This window comes from Mesorhizobium sp. CNPSo 4688 (genome assembly GCF_057784295.1).
The window spans coordinates 464,157-484,171 of record NZ_JBWLUY010000003.1 but is presented as its reverse complement, the minus strand read 5'-3'; the positions used below and the strand labels follow the sequence as shown (position 1 = coordinate 484,171).

The window sequence follows — 20,015 nt, the reverse complement described above, 5'->3', positions numbered from 1 at the left end:
AAGGGAAGCAGCCGGCCAAACCGGCGAGCCCTGTTGTCATTCGCGTCCCGCCCACGGAACCAGCTGACGCTCGATCCGGCGGATGATGAATTCCAGCACGAAGGCTATTGTCGCGATCACCAGAATACCCATCACCACGACATCGGTGACGAGGAACTGGGCGGCAGACTGGATCATGAAGCCGAGGCCGCGCGTTGCTGCCACCAGCTCGGCCGCGACCAGCGTCGACCAGCCGGCGCCGAGCGCGATTCGCAAGCCGGTCAGGATCGAAGGCAGCGCGCTGGGCAGGATGACATGGCGCACGACCTGGCGCTGCGTCGCGCCGAGGGAACGCGCCGCATCGATGCGTTCCTTCGAGACGCCGCGTACGCCCGATGCCGTCGACAGCGCCACCGGCGCCAGCATGGCGATGGCGATGACCAGGATCTTTGACGGCTCGCCGATGCCGAACCAGATGATGACCAGCGGCAGATAGGCGAGCGGCGGGATCGGCCGCAGGAATTCGAGCAGCGGATCGAAAATGCCGCGACCGATCGTCGAGATGCCGATGGCCAGACCAACAGGCACGCCGATGACGATGGCCGCGACCAGTGCCGCGAAGACGCGGCCGAGGCTGGCAACGATATGCTGGAGCAGCGTGGCGTCGACGAAGCCGTCGCGGGCGACGACAATGAATTTGGTCCACACGGCGGCGGGCGAGGGCAAAAACACCGGCGACACCAGCTGCAGGCGGGCCGACAGGGCCCATGCCGCCAGCACGACCAGAATGGTAACGGCGCTGACCGCGCGGGAAGAGATCCAGCTGCGTTTAGGCCGCGGCCGCGACCACGGCACCGAGATGGCATCGGTTTCGCCGGCCTTGACGGTCGGCCGCTCATTGTACGAGGTGACGCTCATGCCGCCTCTCCTTCGAAGATCGCATCGGTCAGTTCGCCGCGCGCCGCGGCAAAGGCAGGGTCGGCCTTGATGGAGCGGATGGGCTCGCCCGCGGCATAGCGCCGGCTGAAGCCGGTCTCGAATGTCCGCACCACATGGCCAGGTCCCGGCGCCAGCACGACAATGCTTGTGGCCAGCACCAGCGCCTCCTCGATGCCGTGCGTCACCATCAGCACGCCGACCTGGGCGGCTGTCCACAAATCGAGGAGCGTCGTCTGCATGCGCTCGCGCGTCAGCGCGTCGAGCGCACCGAGCGGTTCGTCGAGCAGCAGGAATTCCGGTTCGGCGGCGAGTGCACGGGCGAGGCCGACGCGCTGGCGCATGCCGCCGGACAATTCCCAGATGCGCTTGTCGCCGACGCCGTCGAGTTTCACCAGTCTGAGCAGCTCATCGGCGCGCCGTGCCCGTTCAGCCAGCGGCACGCCGCGCAGTCGGAGCGCAAAGGCGACGTTTTCGCGTGCCGTCAGCCAGGGAAACAAGGCATCGTTCTGGAACACCACGGCGCGGTCCGGGCCTGGGCCGGTGATCGGTGAGCCGCCGATGATGGCTACACCACGCGCGGGCTCGACCAGGCCGGCGGCGACATTGAGCAGCGAGGTCTTGCCGCAACCGGAGCGGCCGACCAGCACGATGAAATCGCCCTTGGCGACATCAATCGACACCCGCTCGACGGCCGGCTGGCCGTCATAGTGAACCGAGACCTTGTCTAGGACGAGATGGGACATGGAACAGGCTCCGAAAGAGATCAGCCTGCCCCGAAACCGCTCCTCGTTTAGCGGCTCCGGGACAGGCAACACGCGGCGTCAGGGAAGAAGAAACCGCGCGTGTTCAGAGCAATTCCAGGAAAAGTGTGAAGCGGTTTTCCGTCCGGAATTGCGTGAAAACGAAAATCAGTTCGAAGCCAAGGCTTCGGTGACGTATTTCGACGACACGTATTTCGAATAGTCCGGCAGCACGGCATCAATCTTGCCCTGCTCCTTGAGGAAGGCCGACGCCGCCTCGATCGCCTTGACCGTGCCGCCGCCGAGGAATTTGTCGGAAGCCTGCTCTTCCAGCGTCGGGAAGACGTAGCCCTTGAGCAGTTGCGGCACTTCTTCCAGCTTGGCCCCGGTGATCTTGGCGATCTTCGCCGCTTCCGGCGACGACACCGACCAGGCGTCCGGCTTGGCCAGGAACGCGGCATAGGATTCGCCGGTCACCTTGACGAAGTCGCGCACGGCTTCCGGGTTCTTGTCGGCGAAGTCGGTGCGCACGATCCAGGCGTCGAAGGTCGGCGCGCCCCAGGCGGCAACCTGCGAGGAATCCAGCACCACCTTGCCGGAGGTCTTGATCTGGCCGAGCGCCGGATCCCAGACATAGGCCGCGTCGATGTCGCCGCGGGCGAAGGCGGCGGCGATTTCCGGCGGCCTGAGGTTGAGGATCTCGACCGATTTCGGATCGACATTCTCGTGCTTCAGCGCCGCAAGCAGGCTGTAATGCGTGGTCGACACGAACGGCACCGCCACCTTCTTGCCTGCGAGGTCGGCGATCTTCTCGATGCCGGACCCGTTGCGGGCAACCAGCGCCTCGGATTCGCCGATCAGGCCGACGACGAAGATGGTTTGGATCGGCAGTTCCCGGCTGGCGGCTGCCGCCAGCGGGCTTGAGCCGACATAGCCGATATCGACCGAACCGGAGGCAACGGCGGCGATGACATCGGCGCCGGAATCGAATTTGCGCCAGTCGATCGTGGCCTTGGTCGCCTTTTCATAGGCGCCGTCGGCCTGCGCTACTTTCGAAGGTTCGACCACCGTCTGGTAGCCGATGGTGATCTTGAGATCCTGCGCCTGGGCCGGGCCGAGGAAGGCCGCACCCGCCAAGGCTGCCGACGACAGAAGGATAATGCGTCGCGAAATGCTGGACATGAAAGGCTCCATGAAATGAGAAAAACCGGATGCCTGTTCATAGTCAGCTAATTCTATCGTTCTTGTAGAGTTAAATCCTTCCAAGCAAGACGGGCTTGTTAGAAAAAAGCCACCGGCCGATACCCGTCAATGAACCGTGATACTCTACACGCGGCCGTGTAGAGCCGGCGCAAACCATCAATCCGCCGGCCCGGCTGGCCGGAAAGAGGCAGCTTTTCATGCTGGTACGCCTGACCCTGATCTGCAGCGGCGCAACGCCCGCCATGCGCAAGGGGTCGTTCCCCCTCGACGAGGCGCTGGAACCGCAATCCCTGGCGCTGGCGGCAACGAAGACCCTGCGCCGTGCCGACCGGGTCTGGACCAGCCCGGCGCTACGCGCCCGCCAGACCGCCGAGGCCATGGGGCTGCAGGCCTCGGTCGAGCCGCTGCTGTCCGAGCAGGATTTTGGCCGCTGGGCCGGCAAGGGTTTCGCGGAGGTGCAGGCGCTTGATCCCAACGGCGTCGCCGCCTGGCTCGGCGATGCCGAGGCCGCTCCGCATGGCGGCGAGTCGCTGGCCGATGTGGCGCGTCGCACCGCGAGCTTCTTAGACGACATGATTCGGACGAGCGGCCACACCATCGCCGTGACGCATGCCAGTGTCATCCGCGCGGCAATCGTCCATGTGCTGGGCGCGCCGCTTGCGGCCTGCCGCAGGATCGATGTCGAGCCGCTCAGCCTCACTGATTTGCGCAGCGACGGTCACCGCTGGATGCTGCGCTCGAGCGGCATACCGGTGGCCAAACCCGCCAAGTCTGACCAGTTGCAAGGCGACGGCGCCCAGTCCTGAGCGGAGGATTGGGCATTCGTCCTCGCCCATACCGATCTTGGTCCCCGACAGCGAACGAGATTGCGCGCAGCGCCTTAGCCGAGCAAATCCATGCTGCAAACAGCCGCTGATTTGAAAACACGTTCCGCCGGTTCGAGGGTAAGTATAGTAATCTTATCGACATTGAGGAATGGAGGAGACGATGCGCGGCCACTCTGCCACCATGATCGCTCGCGGCATCCGCCTGCCTTTGCGGCCCAGCCTGTGACCTTAACGGCACAAAGCCCTGCTAAAGTGGCCTCCGCGGCGTGAAAACACAGCAAAATCAAGGTTTCTCTGCTTGTATATCATGTCACTGGAATTTATCTGTCGAAGCAGCTTGCACGCGGCGGGGAGGCACGTCAGGCGTTTCGCAACCGATGGTTTCGAGCCATCGCCTGACAGGGAAGCGTTCGGTTTATGCTCACCAAAAAAGGCAAGTACGGCCTCAAGGCGCTGGTCCATCTGGCGCAACTGCCGGCCGGTCAGCTCGCCTTCGTCGGCGACATCGCCAGCGGCAACAACATCCCGAAGAAATTCCTCGACGCCATTCTCGGCGAATTGCGCAATGCCGGCTTCGTCCAGAGCCGCAAGGGCAAGGAAGGCGGCTATCGCCTGGCGCGCCCGGCTGACGAGATCAAGGTCGGCCATGTCGTGCGCGTGCTCGACGGACCGCTGGCACCCATCCCGTGCGCCAGCCGCACCCAGTATCAGCGCTGTGAAGACTGCAATGAGGCGACATGCCAAGTCCGACATCTGATGCTCGAGGTCCGGCAGGCCATCGCCGAGGTGCTCGACCAGCGCACGCTGGCCGAGATGCGCGACATCGTCCTCGACGACCTTACGGTCGCGAGCGACATCAACGGCCTGCCGTTGACGCAGAAGGTCCTCGCCTAATCCTGAGCGTGCGCACATGAGTGTCGGGCGCACCAATTCGATCATTGTTGTCGGCGGCGGCGCCAGCGGCGTCGTGCTTGCCGCGCATCTCCTCAAATCGCCCCACCCCGATCTGCGCGTGACGCTGATCGAAAAGCGTCCGCATTTCGGCCAGGGCATCGCCTATTCGACCCTCTTGTCGGCACATGTGCTCAATGTCAGCGCGGCAGGCATGAGCGCCTATGCCGACGATCCCGGCAATTTCTGGCGCTGGCTGCAGGCGCGCGGCCTGGTGAGCCAGGAGCAGACGCCGCAGACACCCTTCTACGCGCCGCGCAGCGTCTATGCCCGCTATCTCAAGGAACTTTTGGACGAACTCGAAGAGCGGGAAAAGGAAACCGGCCGCCTGCGCCTGATCCGCGAGGAGAGCCTGTCGATCTCTCCGACCTCTTCCGGCGTCGAGGTGGCGCTGGCCAACGGCACCAGCGTGGTGGCGCATCTCGCGGTGCTTGCCACCGGCCATGACGAACAGCCCGGCGCCGGCCAGGGCCACGCCATCCGCATGGGAACCGAGGCCGATACCGCGCTCGATCCCGACGCCAAAGTGCTGGTGCTGGGCACCGGTTTGAGCATGGTTGACGCCTTCCTGTCGCTCGAACAGCGTGGCCACAAGGGCGAGATCGTCGCCGTGTCGCGGCGCGGCCTGCTGCCGTCGCCGCACCGCAAGGGCAACCCGATCAAGCTCGACGTCGCCGACATTCCGCTCGGCACCCAATTGTCCTATTTCGTCAGCTGGTTCCGCGACCTGATCCGAGAAAACCAGAAAGCCGGCATCGACTGGCGCGACGTCGTCGATGGGCTCAGGCCCTTCAACCAGAAGATCTGGCAGAACTGGCCGTCCTCGGCCAAGCGCCGTTTCGTCGAGCATACCAAGGCCTGGTGGGATATCCACCGCCATCGCCTGGCGCCGGAGGTGCATGCCCGCGTCACCGAGGCGGTGCGCACCGGCCGCATCCGGCCCGTCGCCGGCCGTGTCGTCGGCATCGCGGCGGGCGATGGCTTCGCCGTCGACATCCAGTCGCGCCACACCCAGGCGCTGGAGACGCTCCAGGTCGCCCGCATCTATGACTGCACCGGTATCGCCAGGGACATCTCGACGACGTCGAACAACGTCGTGCGCTCGCTGGTCGACCGCGGCCTGGCGCGGCCGGACCCGCTGCGGCTCGGCCTCGATGTCTCAGCCAAATGCGAAATCATCGCCGGCGACGGCACGGCTTCAGCCAAGATACTCGCCGTCGGCCCGCTGACCCGCGGCACCTTCTTCGAGATCGACGCCATCCCGGATATTCGCGTGCAATGCGCGCGGCTGAGCAAGCAATTGCTGGGCTGAAGCAATTCCCGAAAAGACTATGAATCTGACAGATCCGTATTCGGCTCGACTCGAGAGTGCTTTCCGCGATCGCCCTATGGGCTACCCGGCGGCAGGCAAAAGAATGGCCGGTGTGGAGGATGCTTGGGTTGAAAGCGTGCCGCACCGGCCATCGCGGGATTAGGCTTGGATTTTGGGATCGTCGCCCCGCACTGGCAAAGCTACATATATATTAGCTGTATCTCAATTAAGACTGAAGTCCCTGCCGTAATGGGACGTCTGGACACCATTTCTGGGAAAGTGTGAGCGCTTTCGCCGGCCAAAGCGCGTTAGCGCTTACCAGGGAAGTGCGTCAAAAATCAAAGAGAGAGGGCGCGTTCAGCCGCCCAATGCCTCGCACACCAGGCGCGCGGTGACTGTTTCCCGGTCTCACAAGTCGACCGCGACGCCCGGCAACCGCTCGGGGAATTCCATTCCCCCTCTGGCCAGTTGATTGGCACGATCTACCTTCTTTCCGCCTGCAAACGGCTGGAAAAGAAGCTACGCTGCCGCTCTGCCCCCGAGGCGGTCGCTTGATCAGGGAGCTTTCATATGAGCGAGCACAAGATCGCTGCCTCAGGCAGCACCCCCTCGGAATCACGCCTGCGTCCGCCCTATGCCTCGGTCCTAGACCTCATCGGCCAGACGCCGGTGGTCGAATTGACCAAATTCGACACCGGAAAATGCCGGCTGTTCATCAAGCTTGAAAGCCAGAATCCCGGCGGCTCGATCAAGGACCGCATTGCGCTGTCGATGATCGCCGCTGCCGAGAAACAGGGCAAGCTGAAGCGCGGCGGAACGATTGTCGAGGCGACCGCGGGGAATACCGGCCTCGGCCTCGCCCAGGTCGGCATCCCCAAGGGCTACCGCATCATCCTCGTCGTGCCCGACAAGATGTCGCGCGAAAAGATCCAGCATCTGCGCGCGCTCGGCGCCGAAGTGCGCATGACGCGCTCCGATGTCGGCAAGGGCCATCCCGAATATTATCAGGACATGGCCGAGAAGATCGCGGCGGAAACGCCTGGCGCCTTCTACGCCAACCAGTTCGCCAACCCGGCCAACCCTCTTGCGCATGAGACCACCACCGGCCCGGAAATCTTTGCCCAGCTCGATGGCAACCTCGACGCCGTGGTCGTCGGCGTCGGCTCCGGCGGCACGCTGACCGGGCTTGGCCGCTACTTCGCGAAAGTCTCGCCGAAGACCGAAATGGTGCTGGCCGACCCGGTGGGATCGGTGCTGGCGCCGCTGATCAAGACCGGCAAGATGGAAGAGGCCGGCAGCTGGACCGTCGAAGGCATTGGCGAGGATTTCGTGCCGCCCAATGCCGACCTGTCGCTGGTCAAGAAGGCGTATTCCATCCCGGACAAGCAGAGCATGCTGGCCGTGCGCGATCTCTTGTCCAAGGAAGGCATTCTGGCCGGCTCATCCTCGGGCACGTTGTTGTCGGCGGCGCTGCGCTATTGCCGCGAGCAGACTGTTGCAAAACGCGTCGTCACCTTCGTCTGCGACAGCGGCAACAAATATCTGTCGAAGGTCTTCGACGATTTCTGGCTGGCCGAACAGGGCCTGGCCGAACAGGAGCAGCATGGCGATCTGCGCGACCTCGTCATGCGCTCGCACCGCACCGGCGACACCGTCTATGTCGGCCCGGACGAAAGCCTGCTCAACGCCTATGGCCGCATGCGCCGCTCCGATGTCTCGCAGCTGCCGGTGCTGAACAATGGCAAGCTGGTCGGCATCGTCGACGAAAGCGACATCCTGGCCAAGGTCGACGGCCCCTATGACGGCCGCTGGGACCGCTTCAACGCTCCCGTCCGCACCGCCATGACCTCCAATCTGCACACGCTGCAGGCCAGCCAGACGCTGGATGCGCTTTTGCCGGTGTTCGACCGCAACGAGGTCGCCATCATCTTCGATGGCGACGAGTTCGTCGGCCTGATAACCCGTATCGACCTGATCAACCATTTGAGGCGCGCGCGATGACTGCACACACCCCGACGGGCAAGAACCGCCTGGCCTTTTCGACCCGCACCATCCATGGCGGCCAGAGCCATGACCCGCTGACCGGCGCGGTGATGGTGCCGATCTACGCGACCTCGACCTATGGCCAGCAGTCGCCCGGCGTGCACAAGGGGTTCGAATACGCCCGCAGCCAGAACCCGACGCGCTTCGCCTTCGAGCGCGCGGTCGCCGATCTCGAAAGCGGCTCGGCCGCCTTTGCCTTCGCCTCCGGTCTGGCGGCGATCTCGACGGTGCTCGAACTGCTCGACAGCGGCGCCCATATCGTCGCCACCGACGACATCTATGGCGGCTCGTTCCGGCTGATGGAGCGGGTGCGCAAGCGCTCGGCCAATCTGCAGGTGAGCTTCGTCGACTTCACCGATCTGGCCGCCGTCGAAGCCGCCATCCGTCCGGAGACAAAACTGCTCTGGGTCGAGACGCCGACCAACCCGCTGTTGCGCATCGTCGACCTCGAAGGCGTTGCATCGCTGGCCAAGCGCAAGGGTGTTTTGACGGTCGCCGACAACACCTTCTGCAGCCCCTACATCCAGCGGCCGCTGGAACTCGGCATCGACATCGTCGTCCATTCGACGACCAAATATCTCAACGGCCATTCCGACATGGTCGGCGGCGTCGCGGTCGTCGGCGACAACAAGGATCTCGCCGCCCAGCTCAAATTCCTGCAGAACGCCATCGGCGCCATCTCCGGCCCGTTCGACAGTTTTCTGGCGCTGCGCGGCATCAAGACGCTGGCGCTCAGGATGGAGCGGCACTCGGCCAACGGCCTTAAGATCGCCAAGTGGCTGGAAGCCCGCAAGGACGTCCGCCGCGTCGTCTACCCCGGCCTGCCCAGCCATCCTCAGCACGCCATTGCCAAAAAGCAGATGCACGCCTTCGGTGGCATGATCTCGGTCGACCTCGACCGCGACCTCGCCGGCACCAAACGCTTCCTCGAACGCACGCAGCTGTTCACCCTGGCCGAAAGCCTCGGCGGCGTCGAAAGCCTGATCGAGCACCCGGCGCTGATGACGCATGGCTCGATTCCCGCGGAAAAGCGGGCCGCGATCGGCATCTCCGATTCGCTGGTGCGGTTGTCCGCCGGCATCGAGGATGGCGATGATCTGATCGCGGATCTGGATCAGGCTTTGCGGGGATAAACGAGCAGGATGCGCACCGATGTCTGACGTCGGCGGCGCTAGCCGGCGAGATTGATTTTGCCGATATGCTGGTTTCAGCGCGACGCGCCTAAAACCCAGACTCGCCCCCGTTAACACAATCGGAAGCCTTTGCTTAACCCTTCGCCGCTATGTCCCTTCCGGGGAGGCGTGACAGAGTGAGTGTGATGGACAACAGCCCCGAAAAGCGCAGCGAATGGCGCGCCATTTTTTATGTGCAGGCCCGCGTGGCCATCCTGTTCGTCCCGGTCGTCGCCAGCCTTCTGGTTATCGCCGCGCTTGCCGGCAACCAGCGCAATCCCGATGCCATCGACCGCACCGTCACCGGCTCCGTGCGATAGGCGCGTTCATAGCCCGGACAGCCATAGGACTCTCATGGGACGGATCCGGCGGTCTGTGCTAGGCTAATTGTCGCCTTCGGACGTTGCCAGATCCCCAATTGAGGTTCGTCATGAACGAAGCCGACTATGCGCTTGGCTATGCGGAGGCGGAATTGCGCCGCCTGACGACGCAAGCCCAACTGATCGATCCGATAACGCGACGGTTCCTCGAAGCTGCCGGAATAGGAAAGGGAATGCGCGTTCTCGACATCGGCAGCGGGGCGGGCGATGTCGCGTTTCTCTGTCGGGAAATGGTAGGGACGACCGGAGAGGTTGTCGGCACCGATGTTTCGGTTTCCTCTGTCGAACGGGCTGCGTTACGGACCAGGGAGGCCAATACAAGCCGGGTCTCATTCAGGCATGGCGATGCGGCCGAATTGAATTTTGAACAGCCATTCGACGCCGTGGTCGGTCGTTATGTTCTCCAGTTCATGCCTGACCCGGCACGTTCGCTCAGGCGCATCGTGCGCCATTTGCGACCCGGGGGGATCGTCGTATTCCATGAACTGGATTGGGATGGTGCCCGATCGTCTCCATCGTCGCCGACCTACGATCGAGTTTGCAACTGGCTCAGCCGGACAATCGAAGCAGCGGGCGCCCAAGCACGCCTTGGCACACGTCTCGCGTCAGTGTTCGAGGATGCTGGGTTGCCAGCACCGAACCTGAGACTGGAGGCGGTTATCGGTTCTGGGCCACGAGCACAGGAGGTCGCGCATCTCGTGACTGATCTCGTTGAGACGCAATTGCCAACCATGGAAAGGCTCGGAATTGCCGCATCCTCCGAAATCGGCCATCCGACGCTACTAGACCGCATTCTTTCCGAGGCTGGTCGGAGCGGCACACTGATGGGCCGTTCCGAGGTGGGGGCTTGGGCCACCAAACCGGATTAGAGCAATTCCAGGAAAAGTGTGTAACGGTTTTCCGTCCTTGCGTAAAAACAAATACTCTAGTCCGAGCGAGCCTCAACAGGCGCGGTGCGACGATGCACTGGGCGCCGCGTCAGAAAAACTTCGGGATCGGTCCGTTCTGCGGCGTCACGTCGCCGTCGAGATCGATGAACACCTCGTCGACAAAGCACCAGGCCCAGCCTTCCGGCGGGTCGTAGCCTTCGATGACCGGATGCTTGGTGGCATGAAAATGCTTGGTGGCGTGGCGGTTGGGCGAGTCGTCGCAGCAGCCGACATGGCCGCAGGTGCGGCAGAGCCTGAGATGCACCCACATCGAGCCGCTCTTCAGGCATTCTTCGCAGCCGAGCGCGCTCGGCGTCACTGTCTTGATGCCTGTCGTGTGTCTGCATTCATCCATCATGCTCTCCTGGCCAGTTCGGGCGCTGCTGCGCTGGTTCGCGCGAGATAGGCATGCAAGGCCGCCACCACCTGGGCGCCTTCGCCAACGGCGGCCGCCACCCGCTTGACCGAGCCGGAGCGCACGTCGCCGATGGCGAACACGCCGCTGCGGCTTGTCTCCATCAACCCCGCCGCGACGTCCGCGCCGGTGCGCACGAAACCCTTGGCGTCCAGCGCCACATTGCAGTCGGCCAGCCAGTCGGTGTTCGGGTCGGCGCCGATGAACAGGAAGAGATGCTGGATCGGGCGGGTCTCGACATCGCCGGTCGCCTGGTTGCGCCAGCTGAGCGCGGTGAGATTGCCGCCTTCGCCTTCCAGCGCCACGATCTCGGTCTCGCCCAGCACCTCGATGTTGGGCTGCGCCTCGATGCGCTCGACCAGGTAGCGCGACATGGTTTCCCTGAGGCCGCCACGGCGCGCCAGCATCGTTACCTTGCGCACCTGGCTGGCGAGATAGACCGCCGCCTGGCCCGCCGAATTGCCGGCGCCGACCAGCGCCACCTCCTGGCCCGCGCACAGCCGCGCCTCGATCGGCGAGGCCCAGTAATGCACCGAGGTGCCCTCGAACTCGGCCAGATTGGCGATGTCGAGGCGGCGGTAGCGCGCGCCGCTGGCGATCACCACGGTGCGCGCGCGCAGGTTCTCGCCGTCGCCGACGGCGAGCGTGTAGCCCTCGCTCGCGGCGCCGAGCAGCTTCGCCTCGTCGGGGATGACCATTTCGACGCCGAATTTCTGCGCCTGGTTGTAGGCGCGCGCCATCAGCGCCATGCCGGTAATCCCTGTGGGGAACCCGAGATAGTTTTCGATGCGCGCGGAGGCGCCGGCCTGGCCGCCGAAGGCGCGGCAATCGAGCACGATGGTCGACAGCCCTTCCGAGGCCGCATAGACCGCCGCCGCCAGCCCCGCCGGCCCGGCGCCGACTATGGCGACGTCATAGACGATGTCTGAGTCGATCGGCCGCAGCAGGCCGATGCAGCGGGCGAGTTCGGTTTCGCCCGGATTGTGCATCAGCTTGCCGTTGGGACAGAGCACGATCGGCAAATGGTGCGGGTCGACATGAAAATGCTCGATCAGTGTTTTGGCGCACGGATCGCTGTCGGAATCGAGCGCCCGGTGCGGCTGGCCGCTGCGCCGTAGAAAGCCTTGCAGCCGCAGCGTGTCGCCATTGCCGGCCGGGCCGATGACGATCGGCCCGCTGCTGCCGCTTTCGAGCAGACCGACACGGCGCAGGATCAGCGCCCGCATGATCCGCTCGCCGAGGCTGGCCTCCTGCACCATCAGGTCGCGCAGCCGCTGCGAGGGAATGACGAAGGCCTCGACCGGCTCCTTGGCTTCGGCATTGACCAGCGACGGCCGGCTCGAAAGCTGCGCCAGTTCGCCGATGAAATTGCCCGGACCATGGGTGACGATGGTCTCGCGCCGGCCAGGCCCGACATCCTGGGTGATGTCGACCGCGCCCGACAGGATGACGATCAGCCCCGGCGCCACACTGCCGGCGGTGACGATATGCTCGCCCGCTTCATAGGAACTCGCCTCGCCGAACCGGCGCATGCGTTCGATATCGGCCTCGGCCAGGATGGGAAACATCTGGTCGCGGCGGGTGACGCTGATCGGTTGGGCGGGTGGGGCCATGGGTGAGAGCGTAGCGTCATGGGCGCCGGGTTTGAAGCGGTTTATTGGCAGCCTGACCGGAAGGGCAGGTTTGGCCCCGCGACTTCGTCTGCAGGAGGAGCAACGCTCCTTCTAAGGCCAACTAGACCGGCCACCTAGGCAGCGTTGGCAGCTGAAGCGTCTACGGCAAGCTCGTCGACTTTCTGGGCGTGCTCGGCAGCTATGTTGACCAAAGCGGCAGCTGTTTCCTGGGGTGTCCACCCTTGAGCCAATGCCGCCGCCACCAGCTCTCCAAATGCGGCCTCCAATGCGACTTCACAATTGATCTCCCGATCTTGGCTGGTCTCGGACAGGATCGGCGCTTGAACGGATTGCGTCATAACTTTGCACCTCAAGTACCGGTCTTACCGGAGTCCAAAAAAGCTCAATATGGCGATGACGATAACAACAGCCCCAACGGCCCATATGATCCTGTTCACGACGGCTCTCCCTGTTCGCACCAAAACCTAAATCGCAGGCAAGCTCCGGCTTCGAACCGCGATCTCAAACAACAGTCAGACGTGCTCCGTGTTCCCAAAAAGTCCTGCCCATAGGACCATTGCTCGTTTTATCGGACTTACGTCCTATGCGGACGAAACACGCTCTGGGCTGCCGAACGAGGCTCGGAACGTCTCGTGACCAACAAGGGCGAGTGGCGCGTGCTTCCTTGGCTGACCGGACACGGGAGACCCGGGCGTCTCGAAGCCGCTCCGGTTCGGACTGAAGTCTTAACGCTTTACGACTGAATACCCTGAGCAGGAACAAAGGCTTACAGCCGCCGTTGCCTCTGGAGATAACCTCAGGGAGGAAGAAATGGCTGACGGACCAACTGTTGTGAATTCTGGAGGAGGCGCAGGAACGGCGGTAGCGATTGTTGTTGCAATCGTCGCCATCCTTACCCTGCTCTTTGTCACCGGCGTCATCAATCTCAATGGCGGCGGTGGACAAGACGTTAACGTGAAAGTCGACGTGCCCAAGGTCGAGGCGCCCGCCGCTGCTCCCAAGGCCGAGGCGCCTGCCTCTGCGCCCAAGGTTGAGGCACCTGCGCCCGCGCCGGCTCCAGCCCCGGCTCCTGCCTCCGGCGGTTGAGCCGATCGGCTGCGGCTCCAGCGCGGGAGGAGCGCTGGAGCCAGCTTCCACCAGGGAACAAGACAATGGATGATCCACACAACAGCGTATTGGAAGCTCGGTGGCTTCTTGCCGTGCCGGCTTCGGTGCTCTTCGCGGTCTTTTTGGCCGGCCTGATCCTGACCTGAAACAGCTTTTCAACGCTGACTGGCGCGCCGGGCAACTTGCCGTTAGCTGGTGCGAACAGGCCGCATGGCCCCGCGCTGCAAGGCAAACAGTGCGACGACGAGCGCGACGTTTACCAGCGCGAGGCCGAGCAGAACGGTCAGCAATCCGCGCTCACCTGTGTGCTGCAAAAGCAGCGCGCCGATCGAAGGCGCCGCGGCCTGGGCGATCAGACTCGGCATGGCGAGCCGGCCCATCAGCTTCGCGTAGCCGCTGGCGCCAAACAGGGCGAGCGGCAACGTGCCGCGCGCGATCGATTCCAGGCCGATGCCGGCACCGTAGAACACCAGGGCGACCGGCAGTACCGGCAGCCCGGTCCAGAGCGTCGCCACACCTATGACCACGAAGGTCACCGAGGCCAGTTTGGTCCAGATCGGATGGTGATAGCGCGCGATCATCATCTCGATGGCGCGGGCGCCGACCTGGGAAGGGCCGACCAGCGCGCCGAGGCCGACCGCCGCACCGAGCGCCAGGCCCGTCGATTGCAGCACGGTCAGCAGATGCACCGACAAGGTCGACGATATGACCGCCGACAGCGTGATGCTTGCCGCCAGCGTGGCCATCAGCGGCAGGCTGCGCGGCGCCAGGCCGGTTTCCGGCGCGACAGTCGTCTGCGTAGACACTTCGGCGGGAACGCCGCGCGGCAGGATGAGCAGATAGGCCGGCAATGCCACCACCAGCTGGATCGCCGCATAGACCAGGCACACGCCGCGCCAGCCGAACGCATCGAGCAGAAACGCCGAAATCGGCCAGCACACCGTGCTGGCGAAGCCGCCAAACAGCGTCAGGCTGGTGATGGTCGAGCGGGCGCTGCGCCCATACAGCCGTCCGAGCGTGCTGAAGGCGGCGTCATAAAGGCCGGCGCCCATACCGAAACCCATGATCAGCCAGCCGGCGACGAAGACGGCCAGCGTCGGCGACATGGCCACCACCGCCTGGCCAATGCCGAGGCAAACGGCGCTGAAGGCGAGCGTCATGCGGCCACCGTGGCGTTCGATCGCGGCACCGACATACGGCGATATCAGGCCCGCGACCAAGAGCCCGAGCGACAGGCTGCCGATCACCCAGGGAAAGGGCCAGCCGGTCTGGGCCGACACGGCAGGGCCAATGACGGCCGGCAGATAGTAGGAGGAGCCCCATGCCATGATTTGCATGAGGCCGAGGGTCGTGACGATGACAGGACGACTTGGGATTGCAGGCGGTTCCGCTCAGGCGTGCTCCCGGCAAGCGCTCGGAGCGGCTATCGTCGGTGCCTTCACGAGCCCGTCAAAGCCCGCTATTTCTGACCACTCAAGAGGAAAGATCTGATGCGCATCGCCGTGTTTGATGACAATGAGGCAAGGCTTCATGTGCAGGCCCTTGCCGAGATGCTGACCCAGAGCGTCGAAGACGGCGCGCTCGTTGGCTTCGTGCTTCCTTTCGACGAGCCTCAGGCGCTGGCACATTGGGAGGATGTTTTCCGTTCGGTGAGGGAAGGCGAACGGCTTCTCATCTGTGCCGATATCGACGGCCGTGTCGTCGGCACGGTTCAACTTTATCTCTCGCCGGAGCCGAACGCGCCGCACCGGGCCGAGGTCTACAAACTCCTCGTTCACCGCGACTTCCAGCGGCAAGGCATCGGTCTCGCTCTCATGCAGGCTGTCGAGCGTGAGGCCATCAGCAGAAAACGGTCCTTGCTTCTCCTCGATACGGTCGAGGGAGGGGCCAGCGAGCGACTCTACAGGCGGCTCGACTGGCACGAGGTCGGCTCTGTCCCGCATCACTTTGTCGACCCGCATGGCCGGCCGAAAGTCTCTATCTATTTCATGAAGCATCTGCCGCTTTAGGCTTCGCATGCCGGCCGTCGATGGTGGCAGCGAGCTCACGCGGCAACGCCGCAACCGCACCCAACCTTGCCGACAGCTTTTGCCTCGGCATCGGCGACACAGCAGGCATCCGCCTCCTTTGCTGCCGGGCCGCCGCAACAGCCTTTTGAGGCATCGCCAAGTGCAGAAGACGGCACCGTACAGACGCCGGTTTCCGGCAGTACGAGTTGCACTGCATCGGCGGAAACCATGTCGCCGGCAAGCGCGGCGGCGACGGAGCGGACCTGCTCATAACCCGTCAGCAGCAGGAAGGTTGGCGCCCTGCCATAGCTCTTGATGCCGACCGTGTAGAAATCGGGCTCGGGATGGCTGAGCTCGCGGTGGCCATGCGGCGGCACATCACCGCAGGAATGCTCGTTGGGATCTATGAGTGGCCCCAGCGCCTTGACGCCTTCAAGCCACGGATCGAGGTCGAGCCGAAGCTCCCTGGTCAGCGAGAGATCGGGCCGCTGCCCGGTTGCGGCGATGATGCGGTCGACAGGGCCGACCTGACGCAAACCGCCTGCGGTCTCGCCTTCGACGATCAGACGATTTTCTTGCGCACGGATGGCGACGGTCGCAAATCCTGTTACCAGCGAGACGCGGCCACTTTCCGCCAGTTCGCGAACATCGGCACCAAGCTCGCCGCGCGCCGGCAAAGCATCGGCATCGCCGCCGCCATAGATGCGCACCAGGTCGGTGCTGCGCGTCACCCAGATGGACGCGGTGCCGGGCTCGGCCTCGGCCAGTCTGGCGAGGTCGAGCAAGGCATTGGCGGCCGAGTGCCCCGAACCGGCAACCAGCGTCGTGCGTCCGGCGTAAAGAGCGCGGTCACGGCCGAGAATATCAGGGATGCCATAGGCGATACGGCCCGCATTCTCTGCCTCGCCTTCGGCCGCGATTCCGCCGGCACCGAGCGGATTGGGCATCTGCCAGGTGCCGGAGGCATCGATGACGGCGCGGGCGCTGTCTCGCCTTGTGCCATTGGCCGTTTCGACCACCAGCATGAAGGGCCGCGTGCCGCGTGCGTTGCTCAGCACCTTGTCGGCGCCCCAGCGCGAGATGCCGACGACGCGGGCGCCGGTTTCGATCACCGGCGTCAGTCCCGGCAGAGCCGCAAGCGGCTCCAGGTAGTGCTCGACCAGCTCGCCAGCGGTGGGGAATGCCTCGGGCTCCGGCCTGTGCCAGCCATGGGCCTCGAGCAATTTTCTCGCCGCGTGATCGATGCAATAGCGCCAGGGGGTGAACACTCTGACATGGCCCCAATCCCTGAGGTTGGACGCAACGCCGCTGCCCGACTCATAGACCTTCACCGGCAGGCCCTGTTCCAAAAGGTGGACCGCTGCCGCCAACCCAACCGGACCGGCGCCGATGACGGCAATGGGCAGATCGCTTTGCGGGGTCATTTCTATACCTTCCATCATTCCGGGATTATCGAAATAACAAGCAAAAAATTACGCGGCCACGTCTCCGGTGGCGGGAGTGCAGGCGGCATCGGCACAGCATTCGTCGGCGAGGAAACCGATCAGATCCTGCATGATGGGATAGTTGGCGCGGCAGATCAGCGTCGTCGCCTGCCGCTCCTGAGTCACCAGGCCGGTCAGGATCAGCCGGTGCAGGTGATGCGACAAGGTCGAGGCAGCGATGCCGAGACTCTCCTGCAGATAGCCGACCGGCCTGCCGGCTGCCCCGGCCCTGACCAGCGTGCGATAGAGGTTCAGCCGCGTCGGATTGCCCAGCGCTTCGAGCTGTTTTGCTGCTTGTTCGAGTTTCATGGAAATACAATACGCCAGTGACCGAGGCCGTCAAGTGTTATTTCGACTGCCATCGAAATAACACGCTACTCAGATGACGCGCTTGCCCTCGGCATCGATGACGACCTCACCGTCCTCCTTTGTGAAGGCGCCGATCTGCGGATTTGGAAGGATGTCGAGGACGGCTTCCGACGGCCGCGCCAGCACGACGCCGAGCGGCGTCACCACGATCGGCCGGTTGATCAGGATCGGATGCGCCAGCATGAAATCGAGAATTTCGTCGTCGCTCCATTTGGGATCGCCGAGGTTGAGCTCGGCATAGGGGGTACCCTTCTCGCGCAGCAAGTCGCGCGGTGTCATCCCCATCGCCGCAATCAGTTCGACGAGCTTTTCGCGCGACGGCGGCGTCTTGAGATATTCGATCACCTCCGGTTCTTCGCCGGACTGACGGATGATCGCCAGCGTGTTGCGTGACGTCCCGCAATCGGGATTGTGATAGATGGTGATGGTCATTGCGCAGCTTTCATCTCTGGCTCGGGTTTGGGTACTGAAAGCAGCCAGCCGGCCAGCGCCATGGCGAGCAGCGCGCCAAGCAGTTCGGCGACGATGAAGGCCGGGACATCGAGCGGCCGGATGCCAGCAAAAGTGTTGGACAAGGCACGCGCGATGGCGACGGCCGGATTGGCAAACGAGGTCGAGGCGGTGAACCAATAGGCCGATGTGATGTAGAGCCCGACCAGCCACGGAATGGCGTCGCTTCGAAAACGCAGGCCGGCGAGGATGGTGAAGACAAGGCCAAAGGCGGCCGCGATCTCCGCGATCCACTGGCCGCTTCCGGCCCTCATGGTCTGGGAGATTTGCAGGATCGGCAGGTCGAACATGGCGTGCGCCAGGAAAGTACCTGCGATGCCGCCCGTGATTTGGGCGATGACGTAAGCGACAGCCGCTTTTGTCTGGATTTCCCGTCGCAAGGCAAAGACCAGCGTCACCGCCGGATTGAAATGCGCCCCGGAAATCGGCCCAAGAATGGTGATCAGCACCACCAGCATAGCGCCCGTCGGGATCGTGTTGCCGAGGAGCGAAAGCGCCACGTCGTCGGTCAGGCGATCGGCCATGATGCCCGAACCGACAACCGCGGCAACCAGCATGGCGGTCCCGAGTGCTTCGGCGACAAGGCGTCGTGACAAATCAGTGGCCATGCTGTTCAGCCTGCCTTGGGGTGATTGCGACCGATCTCATCCAGCCGCTTCTGCAAGGCAAGCTTGTCGATTGTGTTCATCGGCAGGCTTACGAAGATTGAAATCCTGTTGTTGAGCATGCGGTAGGCATCGGCGAATGCCAGGTGCTTTTCAGCATCCGTGCCCTCGACGGCTGCGGGATCGGGCACCCCCCAATGCGCCGTCATCGGCTGGCCGGGCCATACGGGACAGGATTCATTGGCTGCGTTGTCGCAGACCGTGAAAACGAAATTCATCTCAGGTGCGCCCGGCACCGCAAATTCCTCCCAGTCCTTCGAACGGGCAAAGGAGGTGTCGTGGTTGAGGGTCTTTAGAAGCTGCAGCGCATAGGGATGGACCGCACCCTTCGGATGGGAACCGGCGGAAAAGGCCTTGAACCTGCCGGCGCCGAGACGGTTCAGGATCGCCTCCGCGAGGATCGACCGCGCCGAATTACCGGTGCACAGAAACAACACGTTGTAAATCTGATCGCTCATTGCTTCCTCCCCAGCCATTTGCCGGCCTAACACTTGCAAGTCACCGCCTGGATTGCCGGCTGGCAAAGCTCCGGGGCACCGTTGCAGCAATCCTCCATGAGGTAAGCAAGCAAGTCGCGAAAACCGGTCATGTCGGCGACATAGCGAATGGTGCGCCCCTCGCGCTCGGCGCGGACCAGCCCGGCATGGCCAAGTATCTTCAGATGCGCCGACATGGTGTTCTGGACGATGCCTAGGCGCGATGCGACCTCGCCGGCTGGCACGCCTTCAGCGCCGGCCCGAACCAGCAGTCGGAAAACCTCCAGCCTTGTGTCCTGGCCAAGTGCCGCAAGCGCGAGAAGGGCGGTCTCTTTGTCCACGTATCCATAAATCCAGATTTATCGTCCTGTAGCCAAGGCGCATGACATTTGGATGACATTCAGCAAATCGGATCGATCGTTGGCTAGACAGCTTTTGGCGAGGACAGACTACATCTGCGACGGCAAGATTGCGCCTGCAAGCTGGGTCACCAAAGCAACAAAAAAGCCCGGACGAACCGGGCTTTTTTGTCAGGCGTCTCAACCACGCTAGGCGGTTCGAAACGGGAATTTGGTGCCCAGAAGAGGACTCGAACCTCCACTCCTTGCGGAACACGGACCTGAACCGTGCGCGTCTACCAATTCCGCCATCTGGGCTGGTGCGGGCTCATGTAAGCGGGCAAGCGACGGGTGTCAACGCGCTTTTTTCGACGGGCCGCCGCTTGCCGGCTTAGTTCCCGCCGTTGGCGCTGCCCCTCACCTGCCTGCCGGCATCCTCTCCCCGTATAGTCACGGGGAGAGGGGTCGCTGTTATCGACGATTTCGCCAATCGCCAACGTCGCAAGAAGAGCGCCGAGGCTGCGCAGGCAGGG

Annotated in this window: 22 protein-coding genes and 1 tRNA gene; 9 read left to right on the top strand and 14 right to left on the bottom strand. The window is 63.6% G+C overall.

All coding sequences use genetic code 11. From position 1 onward, the window contains the following. Positions 1 to 36: 36 nt before the first annotated feature. From AC04SH_RS08085 to tauA, 3 genes are all read right to left on the bottom strand, one after another. Positions 37 to 897, bottom strand: coding sequence for an ABC transporter permease subunit (locus AC04SH_RS08085; RefSeq protein ID WP_203277381.1), 861 nt, complete (start codon positions 895 to 897; stop codon positions 37 to 39). Continuing rightward, positions 894 to 1,661 (bottom strand): taurine ABC transporter ATP-binding protein, encoded by a 768-nt coding sequence (locus AC04SH_RS08080; protein ID WP_488574613.1) that lies wholly within the window; start codon positions 1,659 to 1,661, stop codon positions 894 to 896. The genes AC04SH_RS08085 and AC04SH_RS08080 overlap by 4 nt, the downstream gene beginning before the upstream one ends. Before the next feature lie 165 nt (positions 1,662 to 1,826). Then, positions 1,827 to 2,840, bottom strand: coding sequence for a taurine ABC transporter substrate-binding protein (tauA, locus tag AC04SH_RS08075; protein WP_488574612.1), 1,014 nt, complete (start codon positions 2,838 to 2,840; stop codon positions 1,827 to 1,829). A gap of 218 nt (positions 2,841 to 3,058) precedes the next feature. Between tauA and AC04SH_RS08070 the strand changes: the two genes are divergently transcribed. From AC04SH_RS08070 to AC04SH_RS08040, 7 genes are all read left to right on the top strand, one after another. Further along, positions 3,059 to 3,667, top strand: a complete 609-nt coding sequence (locus tag AC04SH_RS08070; protein WP_488574611.1) for a histidine phosphatase family protein — start codon at positions 3,059 to 3,061, stop codon at positions 3,665 to 3,667. Between the two features lie 438 nt (positions 3,668 to 4,105). Then, a complete protein-coding gene (locus AC04SH_RS08065) occupies positions 4,106 to 4,582 on the top strand; it encodes an RrF2 family transcriptional regulator (RefSeq protein WP_477232337.1) in 477 nt (158 codons plus the stop codon). 16 nt (positions 4,583 to 4,598) lie between these two features. Beyond that, complete coding sequence (locus AC04SH_RS08060; protein ID WP_488574610.1) at positions 4,599 to 5,951, top strand: FAD/NAD(P)-binding protein; 1,353 nt, start codon at positions 4,599 to 4,601, stop codon at positions 5,949 to 5,951. A 570-nt stretch (positions 5,952 to 6,521) separates the two neighbouring features. Beyond that, the gene (locus tag AC04SH_RS08055; RefSeq protein WP_488574609.1) at positions 6,522 to 7,952 is read left to right on the top strand and encodes a pyridoxal-phosphate dependent enzyme; all 1,431 of its coding nucleotides are present in this window, start codon (positions 6,522 to 6,524) and stop codon (positions 7,950 to 7,952) included. After that, a complete protein-coding gene (locus AC04SH_RS08050) occupies positions 7,949 to 9,127 on the top strand; it encodes a cystathionine gamma-synthase (protein WP_488574608.1) in 1,179 nt (392 codons plus the stop codon). Before AC04SH_RS08055 ends, AC04SH_RS08050 begins: the two co-directional genes overlap by 4 nt. A gap of 176 nt (positions 9,128 to 9,303) precedes the next feature. After that, positions 9,304 to 9,486 carry a hypothetical protein gene (locus AC04SH_RS08045; RefSeq protein WP_477344567.1) on the top strand — a complete coding sequence of 61 codons (183 nt, stop codon included), beginning with the start codon at positions 9,304 to 9,306 and terminating at the stop codon, positions 9,484 to 9,486. A 110-nt stretch (positions 9,487 to 9,596) separates the two neighbouring features. Further along, complete coding sequence (locus tag AC04SH_RS08040) at positions 9,597 to 10,415, top strand: class I SAM-dependent methyltransferase (RefSeq protein ID WP_488574607.1); 819 nt, start codon at positions 9,597 to 9,599, stop codon at positions 10,413 to 10,415. Positions 10,416 to 10,524: 109 nt separating this feature from the next. On the opposite strand, the gene AC04SH_RS08035 is transcribed toward AC04SH_RS08040, so the two are convergent. The 3 genes from AC04SH_RS08035 to AC04SH_RS08025 all read right to left on the bottom strand — a co-directional run bounded on the left by AC04SH_RS08035 (position 10,525) and on the right by AC04SH_RS08025 (position 12,862). Beyond that, positions 10,525 to 10,833 carry a UBP-type zinc finger domain-containing protein gene (locus AC04SH_RS08035; RefSeq protein WP_162711954.1) on the bottom strand — a complete coding sequence of 103 codons (309 nt, stop codon included), beginning with the start codon at positions 10,831 to 10,833 and terminating at the stop codon, positions 10,525 to 10,527. Beyond that, positions 10,830 to 12,503, bottom strand: coding sequence for an FAD-dependent oxidoreductase (locus AC04SH_RS08030; RefSeq protein WP_488574606.1), 1,674 nt, complete (start codon positions 12,501 to 12,503; stop codon positions 10,830 to 10,832). Before AC04SH_RS08030 ends, AC04SH_RS08035 begins: the two co-directional genes overlap by 4 nt. 134 nt (positions 12,504 to 12,637) lie before the next feature. Beyond that, the gene (locus AC04SH_RS08025; protein ID WP_477232331.1) at positions 12,638 to 12,862 is read right to left on the bottom strand and encodes a hypothetical protein; all 225 of its coding nucleotides are present in this window, start codon (positions 12,860 to 12,862) and stop codon (positions 12,638 to 12,640) included. 472 nt (positions 12,863 to 13,334) lie between these two features. Between AC04SH_RS08025 and AC04SH_RS08020 the strand changes: the two genes are divergently transcribed. After that, entirely contained in the window at positions 13,335 to 13,610 is a 276-nt protein-coding gene (locus AC04SH_RS08020) for a hypothetical protein (RefSeq protein WP_488574605.1), read from the top strand. Positions 13,611 to 13,819: 209 nt separating this feature from the next. On the opposite strand, the gene AC04SH_RS08015 is transcribed toward AC04SH_RS08020, so the two are convergent. Continuing rightward, positions 13,820 to 14,968, bottom strand: a complete 1,149-nt coding sequence (locus tag AC04SH_RS08015; RefSeq protein WP_488574604.1) for an MFS transporter — start codon at positions 14,966 to 14,968, stop codon at positions 13,820 to 13,822. Between the two features lie 153 nt (positions 14,969 to 15,121). Here AC04SH_RS08015 and AC04SH_RS08010 point away from each other — a divergent pair, with 153 nt between their 5' ends. Then, complete coding sequence (locus AC04SH_RS08010; RefSeq protein WP_488574603.1) at positions 15,122 to 15,640, top strand: GNAT family N-acetyltransferase; 519 nt, start codon at positions 15,122 to 15,124, stop codon at positions 15,638 to 15,640. A gap of 35 nt (positions 15,641 to 15,675) precedes the next feature. Here AC04SH_RS08010 and AC04SH_RS08005 read toward each other — a convergent pair whose 3' ends face one another. The 7 genes from AC04SH_RS08005 to AC04SH_RS07975 form a co-directional block, all read right to left on the bottom strand. Beyond that, positions 15,676 to 17,064: an NAD(P)-binding protein gene (locus tag AC04SH_RS08005; RefSeq protein WP_488574602.1), complete on the bottom strand. Its 1,389-nt coding sequence runs from the start codon at positions 17,062 to 17,064 to the stop codon at positions 15,676 to 15,678. Positions 17,065 to 17,112: 48 nt separating this feature from the next. Next, the gene (locus AC04SH_RS08000; RefSeq protein ID WP_477232327.1) at positions 17,113 to 17,433 is read right to left on the bottom strand and encodes an ArsR/SmtB family transcription factor; all 321 of its coding nucleotides are present in this window, start codon (positions 17,431 to 17,433) and stop codon (positions 17,113 to 17,115) included. A 69-nt stretch (positions 17,434 to 17,502) separates the two neighbouring features. Then, the gene (gene arsC / locus AC04SH_RS07995) at positions 17,503 to 17,925 is read right to left on the bottom strand and encodes an arsenate reductase (glutaredoxin) (RefSeq protein WP_488574601.1); all 423 of its coding nucleotides are present in this window, start codon (positions 17,923 to 17,925) and stop codon (positions 17,503 to 17,505) included. Then, the gene (locus AC04SH_RS07990) at positions 17,922 to 18,611 is read right to left on the bottom strand and encodes an aquaporin (RefSeq protein ID WP_488574600.1); all 690 of its coding nucleotides are present in this window, start codon (positions 18,609 to 18,611) and stop codon (positions 17,922 to 17,924) included. Before AC04SH_RS07990 ends, arsC begins: the two co-directional genes overlap by 4 nt. Before the next feature lie 5 nt (positions 18,612 to 18,616). Further along, a complete protein-coding gene (locus AC04SH_RS07985; RefSeq protein WP_488574599.1) occupies positions 18,617 to 19,126 on the bottom strand; it encodes an arsenate reductase ArsC in 510 nt (169 codons plus the stop codon). 26 nt (positions 19,127 to 19,152) lie between these two features. Next, entirely contained in the window at positions 19,153 to 19,485 is a 333-nt protein-coding gene (locus AC04SH_RS07980; protein WP_477232323.1) for an ArsR/SmtB family transcription factor, read from the bottom strand. A gap of 230 nt (positions 19,486 to 19,715) precedes the next feature. Continuing rightward, positions 19,716 to 19,800 (bottom strand) — tRNA-Leu (locus AC04SH_RS07975). Between the last annotated feature and the right edge of the window lie 215 nt (positions 19,801 to 20,015).

Coding starts and splice junctions, on each gene's coding strand:
- AC04SH_RS08055 (WP_488574609.1), top strand. CDS start 6,522: ATGAGCGAGCACAAGATCGCTGCCTCAGGCAGCACCCCCTCGGAATCA.
- AC04SH_RS07990 (WP_488574600.1), bottom strand. CDS start 18,611: ATGGCCACTGATTTGTCACGACGCCTTGTCGCCGAAGCACTCGGGACC.
- AC04SH_RS08005 (WP_488574602.1), bottom strand. CDS start 17,064: ATGACCCCGCAAAGCGATCTGCCCATTGCCGTCATCGGCGCCGGTCCG.
- AC04SH_RS08035 (WP_162711954.1), bottom strand. CDS start 10,833: ATGATGGATGAATGCAGACACACGACAGGCATCAAGACAGTGACGCCG.
- AC04SH_RS08025 (WP_477232331.1), bottom strand. CDS start 12,862: ATGACGCAATCCGTTCAAGCGCCGATCCTGTCCGAGACCAGCCAAGAT.
- AC04SH_RS08065 (WP_477232337.1), top strand. CDS start 4,106: ATGCTCACCAAAAAAGGCAAGTACGGCCTCAAGGCGCTGGTCCATCTG.
- AC04SH_RS08060 (WP_488574610.1), top strand. CDS start 4,599: ATGAGTGTCGGGCGCACCAATTCGATCATTGTTGTCGGCGGCGGCGCC.
- AC04SH_RS08010 (WP_488574603.1), top strand. CDS start 15,122: ATGCGCATCGCCGTGTTTGATGACAATGAGGCAAGGCTTCATGTGCAG.
- AC04SH_RS08080 (WP_488574613.1), bottom strand. CDS start 1,661: ATGTCCCATCTCGTCCTAGACAAGGTCTCGGTTCACTATGACGGCCAG.
- AC04SH_RS08085 (WP_203277381.1), bottom strand. CDS start 897: ATGAGCGTCACCTCGTACAATGAGCGGCCGACCGTCAAGGCCGGCGAA.
- AC04SH_RS07985 (WP_488574599.1), bottom strand. CDS start 19,126: ATGAGCGATCAGATTTACAACGTGTTGTTTCTGTGCACCGGTAATTCG.
- AC04SH_RS08030 (WP_488574606.1), bottom strand. CDS start 12,503: ATGGCCCCACCCGCCCAACCGATCAGCGTCACCCGCCGCGACCAGATG.
- AC04SH_RS08000 (WP_477232327.1), bottom strand. CDS start 17,433: ATGAAACTCGAACAAGCAGCAAAACAGCTCGAAGCGCTGGGCAATCCG.
- AC04SH_RS08020 (WP_488574605.1), top strand. CDS start 13,335: ATGGCTGACGGACCAACTGTTGTGAATTCTGGAGGAGGCGCAGGAACG.
- AC04SH_RS08015 (WP_488574604.1), bottom strand. CDS start 14,968: ATGCAAATCATGGCATGGGGCTCCTCCTACTATCTGCCGGCCGTCATT.
- AC04SH_RS08070 (WP_488574611.1), top strand. CDS start 3,059: ATGCTGGTACGCCTGACCCTGATCTGCAGCGGCGCAACGCCCGCCATG.
- tauA (WP_488574612.1), bottom strand. CDS start 2,840: ATGTCCAGCATTTCGCGACGCATTATCCTTCTGTCGTCGGCAGCCTTG.
- arsC (WP_488574601.1), bottom strand. CDS start 17,925: ATGACCATCACCATCTATCACAATCCCGATTGCGGGACGTCACGCAAC.
- AC04SH_RS08050 (WP_488574608.1), top strand. CDS start 7,949: ATGACTGCACACACCCCGACGGGCAAGAACCGCCTGGCCTTTTCGACC.
- AC04SH_RS08040 (WP_488574607.1), top strand. CDS start 9,597: ATGAACGAAGCCGACTATGCGCTTGGCTATGCGGAGGCGGAATTGCGC.